The 19916-nt window shown below is 43.6% G+C and carries 15 protein-coding genes, 2 rRNA genes and 1 pseudogene (1 of these 18 cut by a window edge); 7 read left to right on the top strand and 11 right to left on the bottom strand.

Annotated features, from left to right (window positions below; translation table 11 throughout):
• Together F7734_RS46290 and F7734_RS46285 are read right to left on the bottom strand one after the other, a co-directional pair.
• Positions 1-458: pseudogene (locus tag F7734_RS46290) on the bottom strand (hypothetical protein); the annotation flags it as partial.
• A 142-nt stretch (positions 459-600) separates the two neighbouring features.
• Positions 601-840 carry a hypothetical protein gene (locus F7734_RS46285; protein ID WP_155751071.1) on the bottom strand — a complete coding sequence of 80 codons (240 nt, stop codon included), beginning with the start codon at positions 838-840 and terminating at the stop codon, positions 601-603.
• 238 nt (positions 841-1078) lie between these two features.
• On the opposite strand from F7734_RS46285, the gene F7734_RS46280 reads away from it, so the two are divergent.
• The gene (locus F7734_RS46280; RefSeq protein ID WP_155751070.1) at positions 1079-1315 is read left to right on the top strand and encodes a DUF2808 domain-containing protein; all 237 of its coding nucleotides are present in this window, start codon (positions 1079-1081) and stop codon (positions 1313-1315) included.
• Positions 1316-1491: 176 nt separating this feature from the next.
• On the opposite strand, the gene F7734_RS62500 is transcribed toward F7734_RS46280, so the two are convergent.
• Together F7734_RS62500 and F7734_RS46270 are read right to left on the bottom strand one after the other, a co-directional pair.
• Positions 1492-1812: a hypothetical protein gene (locus F7734_RS62500; RefSeq protein ID WP_207714369.1), complete on the bottom strand. Its 321-nt coding sequence runs from the start codon at positions 1810-1812 to the stop codon at positions 1492-1494.
• Between the two features lie 434 nt (positions 1813-2246).
• Complete coding sequence (locus F7734_RS46270) at positions 2247-2486, bottom strand: hypothetical protein (protein WP_155751071.1); 240 nt, start codon at positions 2484-2486, stop codon at positions 2247-2249.
• A 238-nt stretch (positions 2487-2724) separates the two neighbouring features.
• Here F7734_RS46270 and F7734_RS46265 point away from each other — a divergent pair, with 238 nt between their 5' ends.
• The gene (locus tag F7734_RS46265) at positions 2725-2961 is read left to right on the top strand and encodes a DUF2808 domain-containing protein (RefSeq protein WP_155751070.1); all 237 of its coding nucleotides are present in this window, start codon (positions 2725-2727) and stop codon (positions 2959-2961) included.
• A gap of 176 nt (positions 2962-3137) precedes the next feature.
• Here the strand turns inward: F7734_RS46265 and F7734_RS46260 are convergent, their stop codons facing one another.
• The 6 genes from F7734_RS46260 to F7734_RS46235 all read right to left on the bottom strand — a co-directional run bounded on the left by F7734_RS46260 (position 3138) and on the right by F7734_RS46235 (position 10773).
• Positions 3138-4130 carry a hypothetical protein gene (locus F7734_RS46260; protein WP_155751069.1) on the bottom strand — a complete coding sequence of 331 codons (993 nt, stop codon included), beginning with the start codon at positions 4128-4130 and terminating at the stop codon, positions 3138-3140.
• Between the two features lie 276 nt (positions 4131-4406).
• Complete coding sequence (locus F7734_RS46255; protein WP_155751068.1) at positions 4407-5972, bottom strand: GMC family oxidoreductase; 1566 nt, start codon at positions 5970-5972, stop codon at positions 4407-4409.
• Positions 5969-6802, bottom strand: a complete 834-nt coding sequence (locus F7734_RS46250) for an aquaporin (protein ID WP_166482569.1) — start codon at positions 6800-6802, stop codon at positions 5969-5971. The genes F7734_RS46255 and F7734_RS46250 overlap by 4 nt, the downstream gene beginning before the upstream one ends.
• On the bottom strand, positions 6786-9461 hold the full coding sequence (locus F7734_RS46245) for a glucosidase (protein ID WP_155751067.1): 2676 nt from the start codon (positions 9459-9461) through the stop codon (positions 6786-6788). Before F7734_RS46245 ends, F7734_RS46250 begins: the two co-directional genes overlap by 17 nt.
• Positions 9462-9505: 44 nt before the next feature.
• Positions 9506-10288, bottom strand: coding sequence for a glucose 1-dehydrogenase (locus tag F7734_RS46240; protein WP_155751066.1), 783 nt, complete (start codon positions 10286-10288; stop codon positions 9506-9508).
• Positions 10289-10557: 269 nt separating this feature from the next.
• Positions 10558-10773: a hypothetical protein gene (locus tag F7734_RS46235; protein WP_155751065.1), complete on the bottom strand. Its 216-nt coding sequence runs from the start codon at positions 10771-10773 to the stop codon at positions 10558-10560.
• 20 nt (positions 10774-10793) lie between these two features.
• Here F7734_RS46235 and F7734_RS46230 point away from each other — a divergent pair, with 20 nt between their 5' ends.
• Together F7734_RS46230 and F7734_RS46225 are read left to right on the top strand one after the other, a co-directional pair.
• A complete protein-coding gene (locus F7734_RS46230) occupies positions 10794-11021 on the top strand; it encodes a hypothetical protein (protein WP_155751064.1) in 228 nt (75 codons plus the stop codon).
• A 230-nt stretch (positions 11022-11251) separates the two neighbouring features.
• A complete protein-coding gene (locus F7734_RS46225; protein ID WP_155751063.1) occupies positions 11252-11614 on the top strand; it encodes a helix-turn-helix domain-containing protein in 363 nt (120 codons plus the stop codon).
• Positions 11615-11748: 134 nt separating this feature from the next.
• On the opposite strand, the gene F7734_RS46220 is transcribed toward F7734_RS46225, so the two are convergent.
• Complete coding sequence (locus F7734_RS46220; protein ID WP_155751062.1) at positions 11749-14334, bottom strand: adenylate/guanylate cyclase domain-containing protein; 2586 nt, start codon at positions 14332-14334, stop codon at positions 11749-11751.
• 379 nt (positions 14335-14713) lie between these two features.
• Here F7734_RS46220 and F7734_RS46215 point away from each other — a divergent pair, with 379 nt between their 5' ends.
• From F7734_RS46215 to F7734_RS46205, 3 genes are all read left to right on the top strand, one after another.
• Positions 14714-14998 (top strand): hypothetical protein, encoded by a 285-nt coding sequence (locus tag F7734_RS46215; protein ID WP_155751061.1) that lies wholly within the window; start codon positions 14714-14716, stop codon positions 14996-14998.
• 945 nt (positions 14999-15943) lie between these two features.
• Positions 15944-17432 (top strand): 16S ribosomal RNA (locus F7734_RS46210).
• 356 nt (positions 17433-17788) lie between these two features.
• Positions 17789-19916, top strand: a 23S ribosomal RNA gene (locus F7734_RS46205) (it continues 741 nt past the right edge of the window).
• The 16S and 23S rRNA genes sit together here, the layout of an rRNA operon.

The following is a 19916-nucleotide window of genomic DNA, read 5'->3' as shown; positions in this document are numbered from 1 at the left end:
AGTTGACTGAGTATCTGTGGCGTGAGAACCTCAGCCCCAAACTTAGCTCGAATTATAGTACTTGCCGACTCAATCTTACCTTTTAGCTTACCTAGAAATTCACCTTCTAACTTAGCCTTGTTAATTTCAGCCTCATACCAAGCATCGATTTGTGCCATCGTTTTCATAAAATCTTCATCCTCCGGAGTTAAACTATCAGTAGGTATCTCTCGTAAGTAAACACAGTATTTTATACATGCACTTATTATATCATTTTTTTCCCTGCGCTCCGGCGATAGCTGCTTGATTGATTCAAAAGCGCTAGTCGCAGAATGTTTATCTCCCAACATTTTTAGCCACATCGTTTCTGGACTATCAACCAATTGGGTGATAATCACAATTCCCAACCGAAAAATTCGAGGGAGTCGATATACACCTACACCGAATTCAGTTGCTCTTTGAGCGCCACACAAATTCAAGAGTTTTTCACTTGTATTGCAGTTCCTAGGGTATCAAAAAGGGTAGACGATATTTACTATTGTTACGAAATTCTGACAACTAGAATAAAGTAAAACTTAAAGCTGTGTCTTATTAAGGTTTGTATAAGGTAACTTTGTACAATTATTTCAGACATTGCCAGTCCTCTTCATCCACAATAGGGCTGACAATATCACCTAAAATTTTAACTTTGCCAGCCATTGAAGCAGGAGGAACTCGACGCTTTACAGGAGTTGCATTGGCAACATGTTCTGGCAGGATAGTCACAATAATGCTAGCAGAGCTAACCTCTGGCTGGCTCGCTTTGGTACACTTGACGCGCTCGTTAATTAATGTTATTCCATCACTTTTAGCACAACCCATCGAAGAATATACTAGTTTACTGCTCTTACTATCTCGTGAAGAGTTAATTAGTCGCTTTCATCAACCATAGCCAGTTTCTCAATCAGGGCGTTACCCGAACCGAATGGTATTCCCGCGTGCAATCCTGGTAATGATTTTACTAAGCGCTGTGCAGAACACGCACGGCATTTTTTCTAATCTCAGCTTTACTTGCAGTACTGACAATGCATAGTAGAATCCCTCAGATCATGCCTCTATTATGCAACGCCAGGATGTTTATGTGTGGGGTGCAACATACTACTTCACTGTCAGCGTACCGGAAACTGCTGGCGAACCACTGCAAAAGATCGCAATTAATCAACGAGAAGGAGCCGATTACATACACTTCGATCTCAAAGACAGTAAAGCCTTTGAAGGAACTCGTTCCGAACAAGGACAACAGATAGGACTCAAAGATACCACTAGCGATCGCACTCAACAGTTAGCTGTTTCTTGAGAGAAAAAGTCACGCCTGTGCATAAATTTGAGTGGCTATTGTCATATTGCTGTTATTAAGAATAGCGCCGTATACATTAGTCAGATTTTTTGCAACTGTATTCCAACTCTCAAATTTCAAACATTCAAAAAAGTCCAATTTCTAACCGTTTAGAGTATAAGCACTTAGGTTAGCGTTCAAACTTTTTCGCTCCCAGAGAGCCATGACTCCATCTCAAGGGGTTGTTGCCAATTAAACATGAGTACTATAAAATTATCAAGTTGTTGATCGCTTAACTGTTCAAGTTGACTGAGTATCTGTGGCGTGAGAACCTCAGCCCCAAACTTAGCTCGAATTATAGTACTTGCCGACTCAATCTTACCTTTTAGCTTACCTAAAAATTCACCTTCTAGTTTGCCTTCTAGTTTGCCTTCTAGTTTGCCTTCTAGTTTGCCTTCTAACCTAGCTTTGTTAATTTCAGCTTCATACCAAGCTTCGATTTGTGCCATCGTTTTCATAAAATCTTCATCCTCCGGAGTTAAACTATCAGCAGGTATCTCTCGTAAGTAAACACAGTATTTTATACATACACTTATTTATATCATTTTTTTCCCTGCGCTCCGGCGATAGCTGCTTGATTGATTCAAAAGCGCTAGTCGCAGAATGTTTATCTCCCAACATTTTTAGCCACATCGTTTCTGGACTATCAACCAATTGGGTGATAATCACAATTCCCAACCGAAAAATTCGAGGGAGTCGATATACACCTACACCGAATTCAGTTGCTCTTTGAGCGCCACACAAATTCAAGAGTTTTTCACTTGTATTGCAGTTCCTAGGGTATCAAAAAGGGTAGACGATATTTACTATTGTTACGAAATTCTGACAACTAGAATAAAGTAAAACTTAAAGCTGTGTCTTATTAAGGTTTGTATAAGGTAACTTTGTACAATTATTTCAGACATTGCCAGTCCTCTTCATCCACAATAGGGCTGACAATATCACCTAAAATTTTAACTTTGCCAGCCATTGAAGCAGGAGGAACTCGACGCTTTACAGGAGTTGCATTGGCAACATGTTCTGGCAGGATAGTCACAATAATGCTAGCAGAGCTAACCTCTGGCTGGCTCGCTTTGGTACACTTGACGCGCTCGTTAATTAATGTTATTCCATCACTTTTAGCACAACCCATCGAAGAATATACTAGTTTACTGCTCTTACTATCTCGTGAAGAGTTAATTAGTCGCTTTCATCAACCATAGCCAGTTTCTCAATCAGGGCGTTACCCGAACCGAATGGTATTCCCGCGTGCAATCCTGGTAATGATTTTACTAAGCGCTGTGCAGAACACGCACGGCATTTTTTCTAATCTCAGCTTTACTTGCAGTACTGACAATGCATAGTAGAATCCCTCAGATCATGCCTCTATTATGCAACGCCAGGATGTTTATGTGTGGGGTGCAACATACTACTTCACTGTCAGCGTACCGGAAACTGCTGGCGAACCACTGCAAAAGATCGCAATTAATCAACGAGAAGGAGCCGATTACATACACTTCGATCTCAAAGACAGTAAAGCCTTTGAAGGAACTCGTTCCGAACAAGGACAACAGATAGGACTCAAAGATACCACTAGCGATCGCACTCAACAGTTAGCTGTTTCTTGAGAGAAAAAGTCACGCCTGTGCATAAATTTGAGTGGCTATTGTCATATTGCTGTTATTAAGAATAGCGCCGTATACATTAGTCAGATTTTTTGCAACTGTATTCCAACTCTCAAATTTCAAACATTCAAAAAAGTCCAATTTCTAACCGTTTAGAGTATAAGCACTTAGGTTAGCGTTCAAACTTTTTCGCTCCCAGAGAGCCATGACTCCATCTCAAGGGGTTGTTGCCAATTAAACATGAGTACTATAAAATTATCAAGTTGTTGATCGCTTAACTGTTCAAGTTGACTGAGTATCTGTGGCGTGAGAACCTCAGCCCCAAACTTAGCTCGAATTATAGTACTTGCCGACTCAATCTTACCTTTTAGCTTACCTAGAAATTCACCTTCTAACTTAGCCTTGTTAATTTCAGCCTCATACCAAGCATCGATTTGTGCCATCGTTTTCATAAAATCTTCATCCTCCGGAGTTAAACTATCAGTAGGTATCTCTCGTAAGTAAACACAGTATTTTATACATGCACTTATTATATCATTTTTTTCCCTGCGCTCCGGCGATAGCTGCTTGATTGATTCAAAAGCGCTAGTCGCAGAATGTTTATCTCCCAACATTTTTAGCCACATCGTTTCTGGACTATCAACCAATTGGGTGATAATCACAATTCCCAACCGAAAAATTCGAGGGAGTCGATATACACCTACACCGAATTCAGTTGCTCTTTGAGCGCCACACAAATTCAAGAGTTTTTCACTGCAATTCACCGTGAGAATCCACGTAAATGGATTTTGATTTTCCATTTGTTGTTTTGCTTCTTTCTTACTTGGTTGAGAACTTGTTAATTCCGTTTTGGCTTTGGTGTTCTCCACCAGTTCTTTCTGCTTTCTATCCCAATACAGATTTTTGCGAGTCATCGATTTATTAATATCCATTTCTTCTAAATACGAACTGTAATGTTCGATAATCACTGTTGGATGTTCTTGCATTAACTGGTCGAATAAACCTAAATTCTCAGAAAGCCACCCGGAATTTTCTCCCTCGACCATAAACATCAAATCGATTTCGAGGTCCTCATCATTGTGGACTGGGATATTTTGTAGAGTCTTTCCTTTAGTTTTATATAAAGATTGGATATAAAACTTGAAGAAGCGATCGTGTTTGTACTGAGCCATTTCAATTTATGCACGCCTTTGGTAGAAGCTCTCATGTTATAACAGTAAAAAGCATAAATTTAGATTCGATCTGGGAAAAGTTCTATGTGACTGATTGGATTAAACATGGCAATCAGATTTCGTAATCTCCGGATGCTGCCAGTCGATGACTTCGCTAGGTTTCAAATACTCTTCCATATTACTCAATCATTCATTGGGTGCGGAACGACAGCGTAGATATAAGGTAGCTGATACTAGAGACGTGCGACGTTATATCTACGCCTAGTTCTAAAGATATTACTTCAATCGTTGTAACAAGAGATCCCCTACTCTTAATGAATTGGCAATAATAGTCAGCGTAGGATTAACACCAGAACTAGATGGAAAGAAACTGCCATCAACAACATAGAGATTATCAACGTCATGAGTACGACAATTGATATCCAGTACGGAAGTTGTTGGATCTTCCCCAAATCGACAAGTCCCATTTTGATGCCCAACTGACTGTAGTGGCATCATGTTACGAGGATAAAGACTGAAAGGAACTAAATGTTCCGCTCGATCGCCCTTCTTAAGAATTCCCACCCAACGTTTAGCTAACCGATCGCCTGCTTCCAGGTTATTAGGTTTGTAGTTTAAGTAAAGACGATCGCCCTCCACCCGCACGCGATTCTCGGAATCGGGTAAATCTTCCGTTTGCAACCACCATCCTACAGTGCGATCGGCAACAGTTTTCAGTTCTGCTCCCGGTCGCATTTTTAATAATGGAGCTAGCAGTGCGGGAACTTCGGCAGGTAACATATCTGCTAGTACGTTGCCAGTATTTTGTATCAATCCCATGGGGTAGGGAAAGTCAGGTTCGCCCCAGTAAAAATCGCTAATGGCAATTGTTTTTTGATAAACAGATGGATTAATTTTTAAATTTAATTGTACCATTGCCATACAGACGTGCTTCATCAAGTTGCGACCTACTTGGTCGGAACTATTTGCCAATCCATTGGGATGTTTGTCGTTGTGCGATCGCAATAACAATGCAGCCGAGTTAATAGCACCGCAAGAAACCACAATAATATCGCCTGTAAAAAATTGAGGCTCCCCACTAATTTGGGCTTCTACTTGCGTAACTTCTTGACCAGAAGGACTCGTATGCAATCGAGTAACTCTAGCTTCCGTCAGTAAAGTGATGTTTGCATGATGGCGAATGGGCTGAACGCAATTCACATCAGCATCAGCTTTGCCACGAGTCAGACAAGGAAAGCCATCACAAGTATTGCAACGAATACAGTTTCCCAGAGTTTTATCAACTTCATTCAGCTTCAATCCCAACGGCAAATGAAACGGATGCAACCCAGCCCCTTGTAGACAATCCACCAGTTCTTGCATTCGAGGTTCGTGATGTACTGGAGCATAAGGGTAAGGTGAAGTTCTAAAAGGCTCTGTAGGATCTACACCTGCTTGACCCCGAACATCGTAAAGCTGCTCTGCCTGAGTATAATACGGTTCAAAGTCATGATATTTCAACGGCCATTCTGGTGAGATACCGTCCTTGTGTTCTACCCGCTCAAAATCGCGTTCCCGCAATCGCAATAAAGCTGCACCATAAACTTTTGTGTTACCACCAACCCAGTAATTCATTGCAGGACGGAAGGGTTTGTTATTCACGTCATACCACTGCTCTTGGGTATGGTATCGCTCTCGTTGGTATACTTCCAGCGCACTCCAGTTTTCCTTTTCCCTCGGCAAAAACGAACCTCTTTCCAAAATTAAAATCTTCTTACCACTGGGCGCAAGATGATAAGCTAAAGTGCCACCACCAGCCCCGGTACCGATGATGATGACATCATAATGGGTGTTTGTTGTCATGAATTTTTTCCTGAAATGGGAAGGCGATCGCTCAAATCAATGTTGCCATTACGGTTGTAACCACAGCGAAAAATACAGCGTTTGTGGTTTTCGTGATGCAATTTGGCGCACTTAACTGCTCGCTGTCCAAATAGATATTGATATGATGTTGATGCCAGCAACATCCCAACTGGTGGCGCAATAACATACAACCAAAATGCCGTCCAAATTTGAGATGGAAAGGCAGAGGCAAAGGTGCGAGCGGGGTTCATGCCAAAGCCAGATAGGGGAGCTTCAAAAAAGACATAAAGCATCACCAAAAATCCAGCAAATAACCCTGTGAAGCGATTGAGTTTTTGATTGTTACTAGTCAGCAAAACAGTCATCATCATGAGAAATGCAATGACTAGTTCACCCAACAAAGCCGCAACCCAACCCAGTGTTCCTGGCACTGTAACAACATAGCTCACAGGTGGTTGCGTGAACACTTTCCCCAGCAATAATGCCACCAAGCATACACCAACCAATCCACCCAGACATTGAAACAGAATGTAGAAAACAGCATCCTGTCGTTTAATTTTCCCCAAGCGATAAAAGGTAAGCGTGACAGCCGGATTCATGTGTGCGCCGGATTGCTTGCCCCATGGAGAATAAATGAGAGCAACTGCTGTCAACCCCATAGCTATACCGATAAAAAATCGCCGGAGATCTCCATTGGAAATTGCCTGATGAATGGGAGAACCGGGATACTCAAATATGCAGGTAAACACTCCAGCAGAAATCATAAATATTCCCAGTTCTGCTGCTTCCATTAAGTATTCCGGTAAATGCTTCCTAAAGATTTCCACCATCCTCCTCCTGCGATCGGTATTCGGAAATTTGGAGAATCATGCTAGCAACCAACCCCGTCCACCCTGTTTGATGGCTGGCTCCAATTCCCGCTCCATTATCGCCATGGAAGTATTCATGAAACAAAATGTAATTCCGCCAATGGGGATCGGATTGGAACTTTTCAAGACCTCCATATACCGGACGGCGACCTGTGGCATCCTGTTGAAAGATAGCAATTAAGCGCTTGGATAGTGCGATTGCCACTTCCCGCAGAGTCATATATTGCCCCGAACCTGTGGGACATTCTAATTTAAAATTATCTCCAAAATAGTCATGAAATGTCCAAAGTGCTTCAAGAATTAAGTAGTTGACTGGAAACCAAATGGGACCGCGCCAGTTGGAATTACCACCAAATAGACTTGTGGTGGATTCCGCAGGTTCGTAGCGGACGCAGTAATCGTGCTCGCCTTGACGCAACGTATAGGGATGCTCTAAATGATACTTTGACAATGCGCGAATCCCGTATGTGCCAAAGAACTCATTCTCATCAAACATCCGTTGCAGTATGCGTTGCAGCTTGCTTCGATAGGCGATCGCCAAAAGCCTTCTCGCACCCACCCCCGGTGTTTCCATACACGCAACATTCTGTTTGAGATCGGGACGGTTCCGAATAAACCATTCCATGCGTCGTTTGAACCCAGGGAACTGGTGTAAAGTTTCTAATTGTAAAACCGCGACGGCAAATAGGGGTATTAATCCTACCATAGATCGTACTTTCAAGGCAAACTGCCGATTGTCAGGCAACCGCAGCACATCGTAGTAGAAGCCGTCTTCCTCATCCCACAAGGAAATATCCGCATTGCCAATGCCATCAATAGCATCAGCAATGTAGAGAAAATGCTCAAAGAACTTGCTGGCAATGTCTTCGTAAACCAGATCGTCTTTCGCTAGCTCTAGAGCGATGGCTAGCATATTTAAACAGTACATCCCCATCCAGCTTGTACCATCTGCCTGATTCAGGTAGCCCCCCGTGGGAAGTTCCTTGCTGCGATCGAAGACACCGATATTGTCCAGCCCTAAAAACCCACCTTGAAAGACATTGTTACCTTCCACATCTTTACGGTTTACCCACCAGTTAAAGTTGAGCAACAGCTTGTGAAAAACGCGTTGTAAAAAAGAGCGATCTCTTCGTCCGTAAAACTTCTGCTCGATTTGATAAACGCGCATGGCTGCCCATGCTTGTACGGGTGGATTGACATCACTAAATGCCCATTCATAAGCAGGTAATTGCCCGTTAGGTTGCATATACCATTCCCGTGTCAAGCGATCCAGTTGCAACTTAGCAAAATCTGGATCTATGGCAGCTAAAGGAATCAGGTGAAACGCCAAATCCCAAGCCGCAAACCAAGGATATTCCCACTTATCTGGCATTGAGAGAATATCTTCGCTAAACAAAGAAATCCACTCGTGGTTGCGCCCTACTTTCCGTTCTGGTGGAGGTGATGGTTGTTTGGAATCGCCATTGAGCCAGTCATGGACGACGTAGTGATAGTATTGCTTGCTCCACAACAATCCAGCAAACGCCTGTCGTTGAATGTTGCGCTCATCCTCTGATATGGGGAAAGGATTAACGCGCTGGTAAAACTCGTTAGCTTCAGCAATACGAGTCTTGAAAATTGTGTCAAATTCAGCGCCAAATGGATCTGTCAGCGTTTGCACATCACTCAACCGCAAGCGCACCACTTTAGTTTCACCTGGAGCAATGGATAATGTGTAGTGGGAGGAAAACTTTGTGCCTATGCGATTTGGATTAACGGCGGCTGTCTGCCCGTTGACTATATATTCGTTAATGCCATCTTTAACATAAGGTGAACTATTGGTGACACCAAATAATCGTTCGTAATTGGTTTCGTTATTCGTAAAGAGGAGTTCTGCGCCTGCTTCGCAATACAGCCAACGAGTTCCCAATGTTGAATGCTCGGCTTCAATTAAACTGAAATTGGTGTCTGACTGAACAACTTTGATAAAGGGCTGCTCAAAATTGGGATTCCAAGCCCAGAGGTTGCGAAACCAAAGTGTTGGCAGTAGATGAAGAGTACTGGTTTTTGAGCTTCGATTCGCGATCGCAATCTGAATCAAAATATCTTCTGGTGCTGCTTTAGCATACTCTACGAAGACATCAAAATAGCGGTTCTCCTCAAAGACACCCGTATCGAGTAGCTCAAACTCCTGTTCAAATTTGTTTCTGCGCCGATTTTCTTCCACCAGTTGCGAATAGGGAAATGCTTGTTGGGGGTACTTATACAAGCATTTCATGTAGGAATGGGTGGGAGTATTGTCGAGATAAAAATAATACTCTTTTACATCCTCGCCGTGGTTGCCTTCCGTCCCCGTCAGTCCAAACAAGCGTTCTTTCAAAATTGGATCGTTCCCATTCCAAAGAGCGATCGCAAAACACAAACGCTGTCGGCTATCAGAAATTCCCGCAATGCCATCTTCACCCCAACGGTAAATGCGCGATCGAGCTTGCTCGTGGGGAAAATAATCCCAAGCCGTTCCATCGCGACTGTAATCTTCCCGCACCGTACCCCACTGCCGTTCGCTAAGATAAGGTCCCCAACGTTTCCAATAAGCGACACGTTCTCGATCCTGCTGCAATCTTATTTCTTCTGGAGTCATGAGTTGAACTGTCCTTCGATAAAAGTTACAAAAGGCTCTCGCCTCTATTGCTCCTGATAATTCCAAAGCAATCCACCATCAACAAAGAACGTGGTTCCTGTTACGTAATCCGATTCAGCAGAAGCCAGAAACGCCACAATAGAGGCAACATCTCTTGGTTGTCCCAATCGTCCTAAGGGAATATTTTTGAGGAGTACTCCCAACTTTTCTGGATCGTTCAAGAGTTTAGTGTTGATGGGAGTTTCTATCGCCCCTGGAGCAACATTATTGATGGTAATACCATAAGGAGCTAGTTCAACTGCCAAATTACGAGTCAGCATCTTCAATCCACCTTTGCTGGCACAGTAAGCAGTAAAGTGAGGAAAGGGCAATTCTTCGTGTACGGAACTAATGTTAATAATCTTGCCCGGTTGCTTTATTTCGAGCCGATGTTTTACAAATGCTTGGGTGGCAAAGAAAACTCCTTTGAGATTTACGTTCATTACGGCATCATAATCGGCTTCCGTCACATTCCAAAAATCAGCGTTCTTTTCAATCCCTGCATTGTTCACCAAAATATCCAGCTTGCCGAAGTGAGAAACGCTGTCTGCAATCATGCGTTGCACGTCGCTGACTGTTCCAGTATCTGCCTGGATTGTAAATCCATCAACCATTTGGCACTGACCACCTGCAGCCTTTACCTTAGATAAGGTTTCTTCTGCCCCTTCAGGATGCGAGCGGTAGTTGATAACAATACTTGCTCCTTCCTGTGCCAGACGAATTGCGATCGCCTGTCCAATACCCTGGCTGCTACCTGTAACCAACGCAACCTTTCCTTCCAGTTTCATAATTTATTCCTGTGATTCTAACGTTGACGCGAATCGGAGCAGAATTCATTTAAATTGCATAAAATCCTTGTAAAGACAGTTTAAAACGTCTCTACAATGTTTTGCGAAGATGGGTAATGCAGGGTTTAGATAAGTCTACCAGATTTTACGTCAATCAGGAGATTTTAGCTACTAACACTGCTTCACTTTTCGCTACTGAGTCATTGCAACTCCAAATCCTAACAAACCTAAACCAAGTCACAAACGTGAAGTCGCTAGGCATACACTGGTTAAGGATGCAATTCTCCTATCGGAGACGCTGCGCGAACAGGTATGCTTCCCTGACCTCTTTGACGAACGTCCTCTGGGTGAGGGTAGTTATCAAAGTATTCATCATTACTGAAAATATTCAAATTCAGTAAAACTCCACAGCCACAGACTGAAGGATCTGTCTTGCTATGGGTTTGTAAGCACGAGCGATCGAGATTCGTATTGCGAAAAGTCACACAAACAGGAGTCCTACATTATGGAATTGGTAAAAAGGTTGTCAATGACTGTGGTCAGTGCAATGTTAATGGTCTTGGCAACAGCAACTCAAGCCAAGTCTTCAACATTAACCTATGAGCGTAGTATTGGTAGCCCTGGAATTGAAAGAGGAAATCTTTTTCTACCTCAAGGTATAGATGTGCAAGAAGAAACAAAGAACATTTTTATCAGCGATTCTGCTAATAATCGTGTCTCAGTCTTTGTTTGAAGCGTCTCTACAATTGTAAGGTACAAGATATTGAATTAACCGCAGATGGACGCAGATAAATTTGTACTAATAGTTATTATCAGTACTATTTTAGAATGTAAGGTAGCTACTTTCAAGTAACTGCGACACCCCAAAGAAACTAAATTATAATGCTGTTTTGTCTAGAACGTTTATGTAGATACCGTTTCGGATACTAATCAGTACAAGTTTACTGGATTTTTGAATTATTTATGCCTAATCAATCTAAAGAAACTGTAACTTGCCCGATAGCTACTCTGTTCAACATACTGAGTGGACCTTGGACGTTCTATATTCTTTGGATTTTACGTAATAATGGGCCAACTCGCTTTGGTGCTTTGAAACGTCAAATAGAAGGTATTTCCTCAAAAGTTCTGACTGAAAGACTGCGGATGCTTAAGGAGGCAGAAATTATCTACCGAACTTATGAGCCAACTATCCCACCTCAAGTCACTTACGGTTTAACTGAACAAGCCCAAGACCTTATTGTTGTCCTAGATCGGCTTGCTGCGATCGCTCACAAGTGGTATGCACAAGAACTCACAGAGATTAGTCCACCAAGTGATAAAGGATGAATGAAAATGTAGAACCAAACAAGCGCGAAGATTTACACACAGTTTTTGTAAAACTTTTTGCGATCGCTCATAAATAAATGCTACGAATGACCGCAAAATTAACTGAGTAGATTGCACCATAAACAAAATAAATTTTATTTTTCCTTAAAAGTCCACACACCATCATCCCAATTTTTATCGGATGGGGGATTTTGTAACCAGTGCTGACAGCGCTGTATGTGTAACATTGCTGCAGTGTCTTTGCTGTCAATCTTTAAAACTTTAGCAAATTCTTTTCTGGCACGCTCAAAGTCACGATTGATATAATACCGACGACCTTGGTGATAATGTTCGATCGCTTGCAATTGATGACTGCAAATTGAATCGGAACGCAAACCAACGAGCTCGTAGATAGCAACTGGCTCATTTCTACCTTTGACGCGAATATAATCTAGTTCTCGCGCCCATACTTGTTCTTTGCAAGGTTCGTAAGTATTATCACTGATAATAATATCGCATCCGTACTGCTTGCTCACACTTTCCAATCGAGAGCCAAGATTGACGCCATCACCAATCGCTGTAAATTCCATCCGTTTGCTCGAACCAATATTACCGCTAATGACGATATCAGAGTTGATCCCAATCCCAATATTAATTGTTGGTTTGTTTGTGGAACGACGGCGGGCATTAAATTCTTTCAATCGATGGCGCATTTCTATTGACGATTGTACTGCCATCCAAGCATGTTCGTGTAAAGGCAAGGGAGAACCGTATACAGCCATTATGGCATCACCAATGTATTTATCTAGCGTGCCTTTGTACTGAAAAACTGCCTCTACCATTGATTCAAAGTATTCGTTCAGCATACTGACTACTTCCTCTGCTTCTAGATTTTCTGTCAGAGTGGTGTAGCCTCGAATATCAGAAAATAAGATGGAAACTTCTTTGCGATCGCCTCCCAATTTTGCATCATCTAATTTCAGTAATTCTTCCGCTAATTCCTGAGTCATATAGCGGTACATAGTACTTTTGAGCCGCTTTTCATCACTGATATCATCCATAACCACTAACGCCCCCCTGACTTGTTTGGCGTCGCTGGCATCGGCAATTGTATTGATTGACAAATTGATACTGTTCTGGTCTTCACTGGGAGTCAGCAGCGTTCGATCTGGATAGTACTGTTCGCGGTATTTTAAATCAGCTGTGTTTAAAGCTGCTTGACACCACCTGCGAAAATCACCTTCTTTAATATTGATAACTTCGCTCACGAGTTTACCTTCCAAGCGTTCTTCTGGGTTCACACCAAGTAAACGCTTCGCACTTTCATTGGCAATAATAATTTGACCGGCTTTATCAGTGGAAATCACTCCGTTGGAAAGACTGCGGAGGATATCTCGCTGTAGTTGCTCTTGCTGTTTAACTGTAGCAAATAATTGGGCATTTTGCAGCGCTACTCCTGCTTGAATGTTAAACGCTTCCATAAATTCTTCGTCATTGCGATCGAAGCTTGCTTGGAAGCACTCAGGAGCGTTCGGCCAATTAGCATGGTTGTAGGGGAGAAAATCTCCGGGTTTCTTTTTATTCACTAGCTGGGTGACGCCAATCAAATCTCCATCTGCATTAAAGACAGGCATACAAAGCAAGCTACAGGTACGATAACCATTTTGTTGGTCTATTTGTTTGGCTGTCTCGGAATCTGGATTGTCATATAAGTCAAAAGGAATATTGAGCGTTTTACCAGTTGCAGCAACTATTCCCGCAAAACCTTTGCCAATGGGTACTCGTAACTCTTTCGCAGAACCGTCATCCTGGGTAATTTTTGTCCACAATTGTCCAGCTTCACGGTCTACTAGCCATAACGTACTGCGATCGGCGTTCATAAGTTCTTTTGCCTCAGCCATCACCCGCTTGAGGGTATCTTCCAAGTCAAGGCTGCTTTGACTGAGGGATTTTACTGCCTTCATGAGGGCGGCTGCCGCTCTTTGTTTTTGAGTTGCTATGTAAAAGGAACGAGAGGATTCTAATATCAGCCTTATAGAAGGTGCAAATTCTTGAAATAATTGTTTATCAGCTTCTGTAAAACCTTTTAGGTCAATACGTTCTGACAATGGTGCATCTGGATTGTTGGGAGATCTTAATTTATTTAACAATTGTACAACTGCGACAAGTTCGCCTTCCTCATTCACCAGTGGTAAAGCTAGCATTGTGTAGGTGCGATAGCCTGTTCTTGTTTCCTGTTCCTGAGCAAATAACGAACGGGGATCGTCGTAAAAATCAAAAGGAATATTAACCACTTTTTTGTAAGTGGCAACTTCACCAGCGATACCTTTATCGGCTGGGATGCGAATTTCTAAGGAGCGATTGCCCTCTGTCTCTGCCACAATAGACCACAGTTCTTGCTTTTCCTCATCAAGTAAAAAAATTGTCGTGCGATCGGCACCCAATAACTCCCCGGTTTTTAGGGTTATGGAGTGTAACATTTCTTGCAAAATTGTTTCAAATCCCTGAGAATCCAGCATGGACAGGGTTTGATTGACGATCCGTAGTTTTTGTTCAACTTCGGTAACAACTTGCTTAAAGGTATCCTGAGTTAAGGGCGCGAGAAAGGTAGAGATTGTTCCTTTGCGTTTGGCGAGAGCACCTACTGCTGTAGCATTACGCTGCATGGCATGGCTTTCGCGATCTGGAACACCAATAATTAGATCGGCGGTAGCACCGCAACCACGTTGATGAACTGACATAACTGACTTTTGATATAGAATTTGATTTTAACGATGTTTATCAATGGCATTAAATGTATGTAAGTGTTGCTACAAGCAAACAAACAGAACATAACATATTCCACAGTGTAATCTTTTATCAAGCCAGCGTCATCTTTTATAACCAGGAGTTCAGCATTGAGGGGGAAAAATTTAAAACTCAAAACTGGTATTTCACCCGTTAGGGGGTTGCATTACACAAAAGTGTCTGATTTTTACACAATTTTCTTTGACATTACCCTTACATGGCACTTGTAAAGGTATTAGTTCAGGGAAGCTCGTTTGCGATCGCAAACAGTCTTGCACTTTAGCTTCAATGCTGTTAGTATCCAGCTTTTAGATGGTCAAATAAACTTGGTGAATGAGCACCTTGAGAACAGCAGAGCTTTTGCATAGTGCTAATAATTTGAATATACGTTTTTCAGAGAATATACAGAAATTAGATGTATCACTTGTCAAGCAAGCAAAAGTTGAAATTATTAGTAAGGATTGGGGAAATGTAGTAATTGATGCTCGGAATATCAATATTTTTGGGCAGAGAGCGATTTATGCGGGCATGAGAGTGAGATCGAGTGCAGTGAGTTCAACTTCACAAGATGTCATCTTAAATTCCACAGCTACTGTAAAGGTGAACCAGAACAGCTAGGTTAGAAATGTTGTGAAAACTAATTCAACAGGTAATGCGGTCAACATTACTATTAATGCGGGTACACTAGAGTTCACCGGCGCTCTTTTTTACTCCTATGTCTGGTAGAGTCTCAAAAAAAAGCGCCTGGGGCGAGAGGCAGAAGAAATTGAGGTTTTATTACTTCAGTTTTTGCCTAAAGCCTTAATTGTTAGGCAATTTTTGTAAATCTTAGTGTTTTTTTGAATTTTAGTAAAAGTTAGTTATTTTCTACACTACTGAATGATGAAAAACTATAACAAAATACTGTTTGGGTAAGAAAAATGAACCAATCCTCTAAAAACGTCCTTTATGGAGAAATAAAAGACTTGAAAAAGATAAATAGGAGTGCTCTTCGTGAATTTTAAAGAAAAATTTCGATTTTTTATGCAAATTCTTTTTGTAAGTTATCAAGCCTTAATTTGGAAAATACAATATTTAGTTGACGATCGCCGACAATGGTTTAAGTCAAAGGTAGGGTTGGTTAGTGGAAGAAACGCCCCTCCAACAGGAGCTTGACTCTACACGAAAAATTTGAGCTATCCTAAAAGGAGTGGCAGCTAGCCAAATCAAAGCTGACATCCTGAACCAATACATAATGTTATAGATAAGTTTGAAAGCCGAAAAATTGCCAATGCTTTGAAACTGTTACTTGATAAGGGTTTGAGCTATTTCTCCAGAAACTTCCAAAAAAATCAGCAGAACCCCTTGACAAAGCCAGAACGGGTTGTTATATTGGATAAAGTGTGAAGCGAGAGAGAAAAGCGCCCACACAACCGAACCAAGATAAAGCAATAGTTTGAAAGCCAAGCAATTTAAAACCTCGTCAAGAAATTAAGTTGCGGGTAGAAACCCAAAACAAAAAAACAATAAGTAGCCAAGATGTTGTAGAGACGCAGTATGGTGTGTCTACAGCAGAAACACTTCAAAACGGAGAGTTTGATCCTGGCTCAGGATGAACGCTGGCGGTATGCTTAACACATGCAAGTCGAACGGTCTCTTCGGAGATAGTGGCGGACGGGTGAGTAACGCGTGAGAATCTGGCTTCAGGTCTGGGACAACAGTTGGAAACGACTGCTAATACCGGATGTGCCTTAGGGTGAAAGGCTTGCTGCCTGAAGATGAGCTCGCGTCCGATTAGTTAGTTGGTGTGGTAAGAGCGCACCAAGACGGCGATCGGTAGCTGGTCTGAGAGGACGATCAGCCACACTGGAACTGAGAAACGGTCCAGACTCCTACGGGAGGCAGCAGTGGGGAATTTTCCGCAATGGGCGAAAGCCTGACGGAGCAATACCGCGTGAGGGAGGAAGGCTCTTGGGTTGTAAACCTCTTTTCTCAAGGAATAAAAAAATGAAGGTACTTGAGGAATCAGCATCGGCTAACTCCGTGCCAGCAGCCGCGGTAATACGGAGGATGCAAGCGTTATCCGGAATGATTGGGCGTAAAGGGTCCGCAGGTGGTCACTCAAGTCGGCTGTCAAAGAGTCTGGCTCAACTAGATAAGGGCAGTGGAAACTGAGAGACTGGAGTCTGGTAGGGGTAGAGGGAATTCCCGGTGTAGCGGTGAAATGCGTAGAGATCGGGAAGAACACCGGTGGCGAAAGCGCTCTGCTGGACCAGAACTGACACTGAGGGACGAAAGCTAGGGGAGCGAATGGGATTAGATACCCCAGTAGTCCTAGCCGTAAACGATGGATACTAGGCGTTACGCGTATCGACCCGCGTAGTGCCGGAGCCAACGCGTTAAGTATCCCGCCTGGGGAGTACGCACGCAAGTGTGAAACTCAAAGGAATTGACGGGGGCCCGCACAAGCGGTGGAGTATGTGGTTTAATTCGATGCAACGCGAAGAACCTTACCAGGGCTTGACATGTCGCGAATCTCTCTGAAAGGAGAGAGTGCCTTCGGGAGCGCGAACACAGGTGGTGCATGGCTGTCGTCAGCTCGTGTCGTGAGATGTTGGGTTAAGTCCCGCAACGAGCGCAACCCTCGTACTTAGTTGCCATCATTAAGTTGGGAACTCTAAGAAGACTGCCGGTGACAAACCGGAGGAAGGTGGGGATGACGTCAAGTCAGCATGCCCCTTACGTCCTGGGCTACACACGTACTACAATGCTGTGGACAGAGGGCAGCAAGCTAGTGATAGCAAGCAAATCTCATAAACCATGGCTCAGTTCAGATCGAAGCTTGCAACTCAGCTTCGTGAAGGTGGAATCGCTAGTAATTGCAGGTCAGCATACTGCAGTGAATTCGTTCCCGGGCCTTGTACACACCGCCCGTCACACCATGGGAGCTGGTAGTGCCCGAAGTCGTTACTCTAACCATTCGTGGAAGAGGATGCCGAAGGCAGGACTGGTGACTGGGGTGAAGTCGTAACAAGGTAGCCGTACCGGAAGGTGTGGCTGGATCACCTCCTTTTAGGGAGACCAACTGAATTATGAATGAGAAATGGTGAATGATGAAATTTACAATTCACAATTCATAATTTTCAGACATCCCAGGTCGTGCGAGGAAAGAAAATTGGCTTTCAAACTATGATTGGTTCGTCATCATTGTAAGGCAGTCAAGCCAAAAGAATCATCTGAGGAAGAAATTCAGCAACTTGTCAGAGAATTGGGACAAGACTGCTGGGTAGAAATCCAGCCAGAACCTTGAAAACTGCATAGAAACGCGATAAGAGCTAATAGCTAAGAGCTAATGGCTAATGGCTAATGGCTAATTGTTTCATACGATTAGCAATGAGCTATTAGCCATTAGCAATGAGCAAAAATAGTGGTCAAGTGAATTAGGGCTCATGGTGGATACCTAGGCACACAGAGGCGAAGAAGGACGTGGTTACCAACGAAAAGCTCCGGGGAGCAGGAAGCATGCTTTGAGCCGGAGATGTCCGAATGGGGCAACCCAAAAACGAAAGAGCGAACCCAGTGAATTGAAACATCTTAGTAGCTGGAGGAAAAGAAATCAACAGAGATTCCCTAAGTAGTGGTGAGCGAAAGGGGAAGAGCCTAAACCAACAGGTTAACTTGTTGGGGTAGTGGGAAAGCAACATCGAATCTAGCGGTGAGACGAAGCAGCGAAATACTGCACCAGAGAAGGTGAAAGTCCTGTAGTCAAAAACTCAAGGATAGAAGCTTCATCCCGAGTAGCATGGGGCACGAGGAATCCCATGTGAATCAGCGAGGACCATCTCGTAAGGCTAAATACTACTGTGTGACCGATAGCGAACAAGTACCGCGAGGGAAAGGTGAAAAGAACCCCGTTGAGGGGAGTGAAATAGAACATGAAACCGTGAGCTGACAAGCAGTGGGAGTCCGATTCAACGGATGACCGCGTGCCTGTTGAAGAATGAGCCGGCGAGTTATAGGTACTGGTAGGTTAAGTCAAAGATGAAGCCAAAGCGAAAGCGAGTCCGAAGAGGGCGAGATATCAGTATTTATAGACCCGAACCCGGGTGATCTAACCATGTCCAGGATGAAGCTTGGGTAACACCAAGTGGAGGTCCGAACCGACCGATGTTGAAAAATCGGCGGATGAGGTGTGGTTAGGGGTGAAATGCCAATCGAACTCGGAGCTAGCTGGTTCTCCCCGAAATGTGTTGAGGCGCAGCGGTAACAGAAAAACTGAGGGGTAAAGCACTATTTCGGTGCGGGCTGGGAGACCGGTACCAAATCGAGATAAACTCAGAATACTCAGTGGAGAGTTACCAGTGAGACGGTGGGGGATAAGCTTCATCGTCAAGAGGGAAACAGCCCAGACCACCAGCTAAGGTCCCAAAATCATCGCTCAGTGGTAAAGGAGGTGGGAGTGCATAGACAACCAGGAGGTTTGCCTAGAAGCAGCCATCCTTGAAAGAGTGCGTAATAGCTCACTGGTCAAGCGCTCCTGCGCCGAAAATGAATGGGACTAAGCGATGTACCGAAGCTGTGGAATAGAAAAGATGAATTATGAATTATGAATTATGAATGGCGAAAAAACAATTCATAATTTATTATTCATAATTCATCATTGTCTGTTGGTAGGGGAGCGTTCCGTGATAGGTAGAAGCAGTAGCGGCAAGCAGCTGTGGACGAGACGGAAGTGAGAATGTCGGCTTGAGTAGCGCAAACTAGGGTAAGAATCCCTAGCCCCGAAACCCCAAGGGTTCCAGAGGCAGGTTCGTCCACTCTGGGTTAGTCGGGACCTAAGGCGAGGCTGAAAAGCGTAGTCGATGGACATCGGGTGAACAATCCCGAACTTTGATGTGGGAGCAGAGATAAATCGCATGAAAAATAGCAACGCCCTGAATGGATTGGGAGGTGTCTAAGGATGCCGAGTTGTGAAAGATAGTGCCAAGAAAAGTTATGGCTGTGATGAAAACATCAAACCCGTACTCGAAACCGACACAGGTGGGGAAGTTGAGAAAACTCAGGGGCGCGAGATAACTCTCTCTAAGGAACTCGGCAAAATGGCCCCGTAACTTCGGAAGAAGGGGTGCCCACGAAAGTGGGTCGCAGTGAAGAGATCCAGGCGACTGTTTACCAAAAACACAGGTCTCCGCAAACAAGCAATTGGAAGTATGGGGGCTGACGCCTGCCCAGTGCCGGAAGGTTAAGGAAGTTGGTCAGGGGGTTTCCCTAAAGCTGACGACTGAAGCCCCGGTGAACGGCGGCCGTAACTATAACGGTCCTAAGGTAGCGAAATTCCTTGTCGGGTAAGTTCCGACCCGCACGAAAGGCGTAACGATCTGGATGGTGTCTCAGAGAGAGACTCGGCGAAATAGGAATGTCTGTGAAGATACGGACTACCTGCACCAGGACAGAAAGACCCTATGAAGCTTTACTGTAGTCTGGAATTGGGTCCGGGCTTGGCTTGCGCAGGATAGGTGGGAGGCGTGGAGATACCCCTTGTGGGGGGTATGGAGCC

The organism is Scytonema sp. UIC 10036, from assembly GCF_009725235.1.
This window is presented reverse-complemented; position numbering and strand designations above follow the sequence as displayed.

Coding starts and splice junctions, on each gene's coding strand:
- F7734_RS46285 (WP_155751071.1), bottom strand. CDS start 840: ATGGGTTGTGCTAAAAGTGATGGAATAACATTAATTAACGAGCGCGTC.
- F7734_RS62500 (WP_207714369.1), bottom strand. CDS start 1,812: ATGAAAACGATGGCACAAATCGAAGCTTGGTATGAAGCTGAAATTAAC.
- F7734_RS46245 (WP_155751067.1), bottom strand. CDS start 9,461: ATGACTCCAGAAGAAATAAGATTGCAGCAGGATCGAGAACGTGTCGCT.
- F7734_RS46215 (WP_155751061.1), top strand. CDS start 14,714: ATGAGCACCTTGAGAACAGCAGAGCTTTTGCATAGTGCTAATAATTTG.
- F7734_RS46240 (WP_155751066.1), bottom strand. CDS start 10,288: ATGAAACTGGAAGGAAAGGTTGCGTTGGTTACAGGTAGCAGCCAGGGT.
- F7734_RS46220 (WP_155751062.1), bottom strand. CDS start 14,334: ATGTCAGTTCATCAACGTGGTTGCGGTGCTACCGCCGATCTAATTATT.
- F7734_RS46255 (WP_155751068.1), bottom strand. CDS start 5,972: ATGACAACAAACACCCATTATGATGTCATCATCATCGGTACCGGGGCT.
- F7734_RS46225 (WP_155751063.1), top strand. CDS start 11,252: ATGCCTAATCAATCTAAAGAAACTGTAACTTGCCCGATAGCTACTCTG.
- F7734_RS46265 (WP_155751070.1), top strand. CDS start 2,725: ATGCAACGCCAGGATGTTTATGTGTGGGGTGCAACATACTACTTCACT.
- F7734_RS46230 (WP_155751064.1), top strand. CDS start 10,794: ATGGAATTGGTAAAAAGGTTGTCAATGACTGTGGTCAGTGCAATGTTA.
- F7734_RS46270 (WP_155751071.1), bottom strand. CDS start 2,486: ATGGGTTGTGCTAAAAGTGATGGAATAACATTAATTAACGAGCGCGTC.
- F7734_RS46260 (WP_155751069.1), bottom strand. CDS start 4,130: ATGGCTCAGTACAAACACGATCGCTTCTTCAAGTTTTATATCCAATCT.
- F7734_RS46250 (WP_166482569.1), bottom strand. CDS start 6,802: ATGGTGGAAATCTTTAGGAAGCATTTACCGGAATACTTAATGGAAGCA.
- F7734_RS46280 (WP_155751070.1), top strand. CDS start 1,079: ATGCAACGCCAGGATGTTTATGTGTGGGGTGCAACATACTACTTCACT.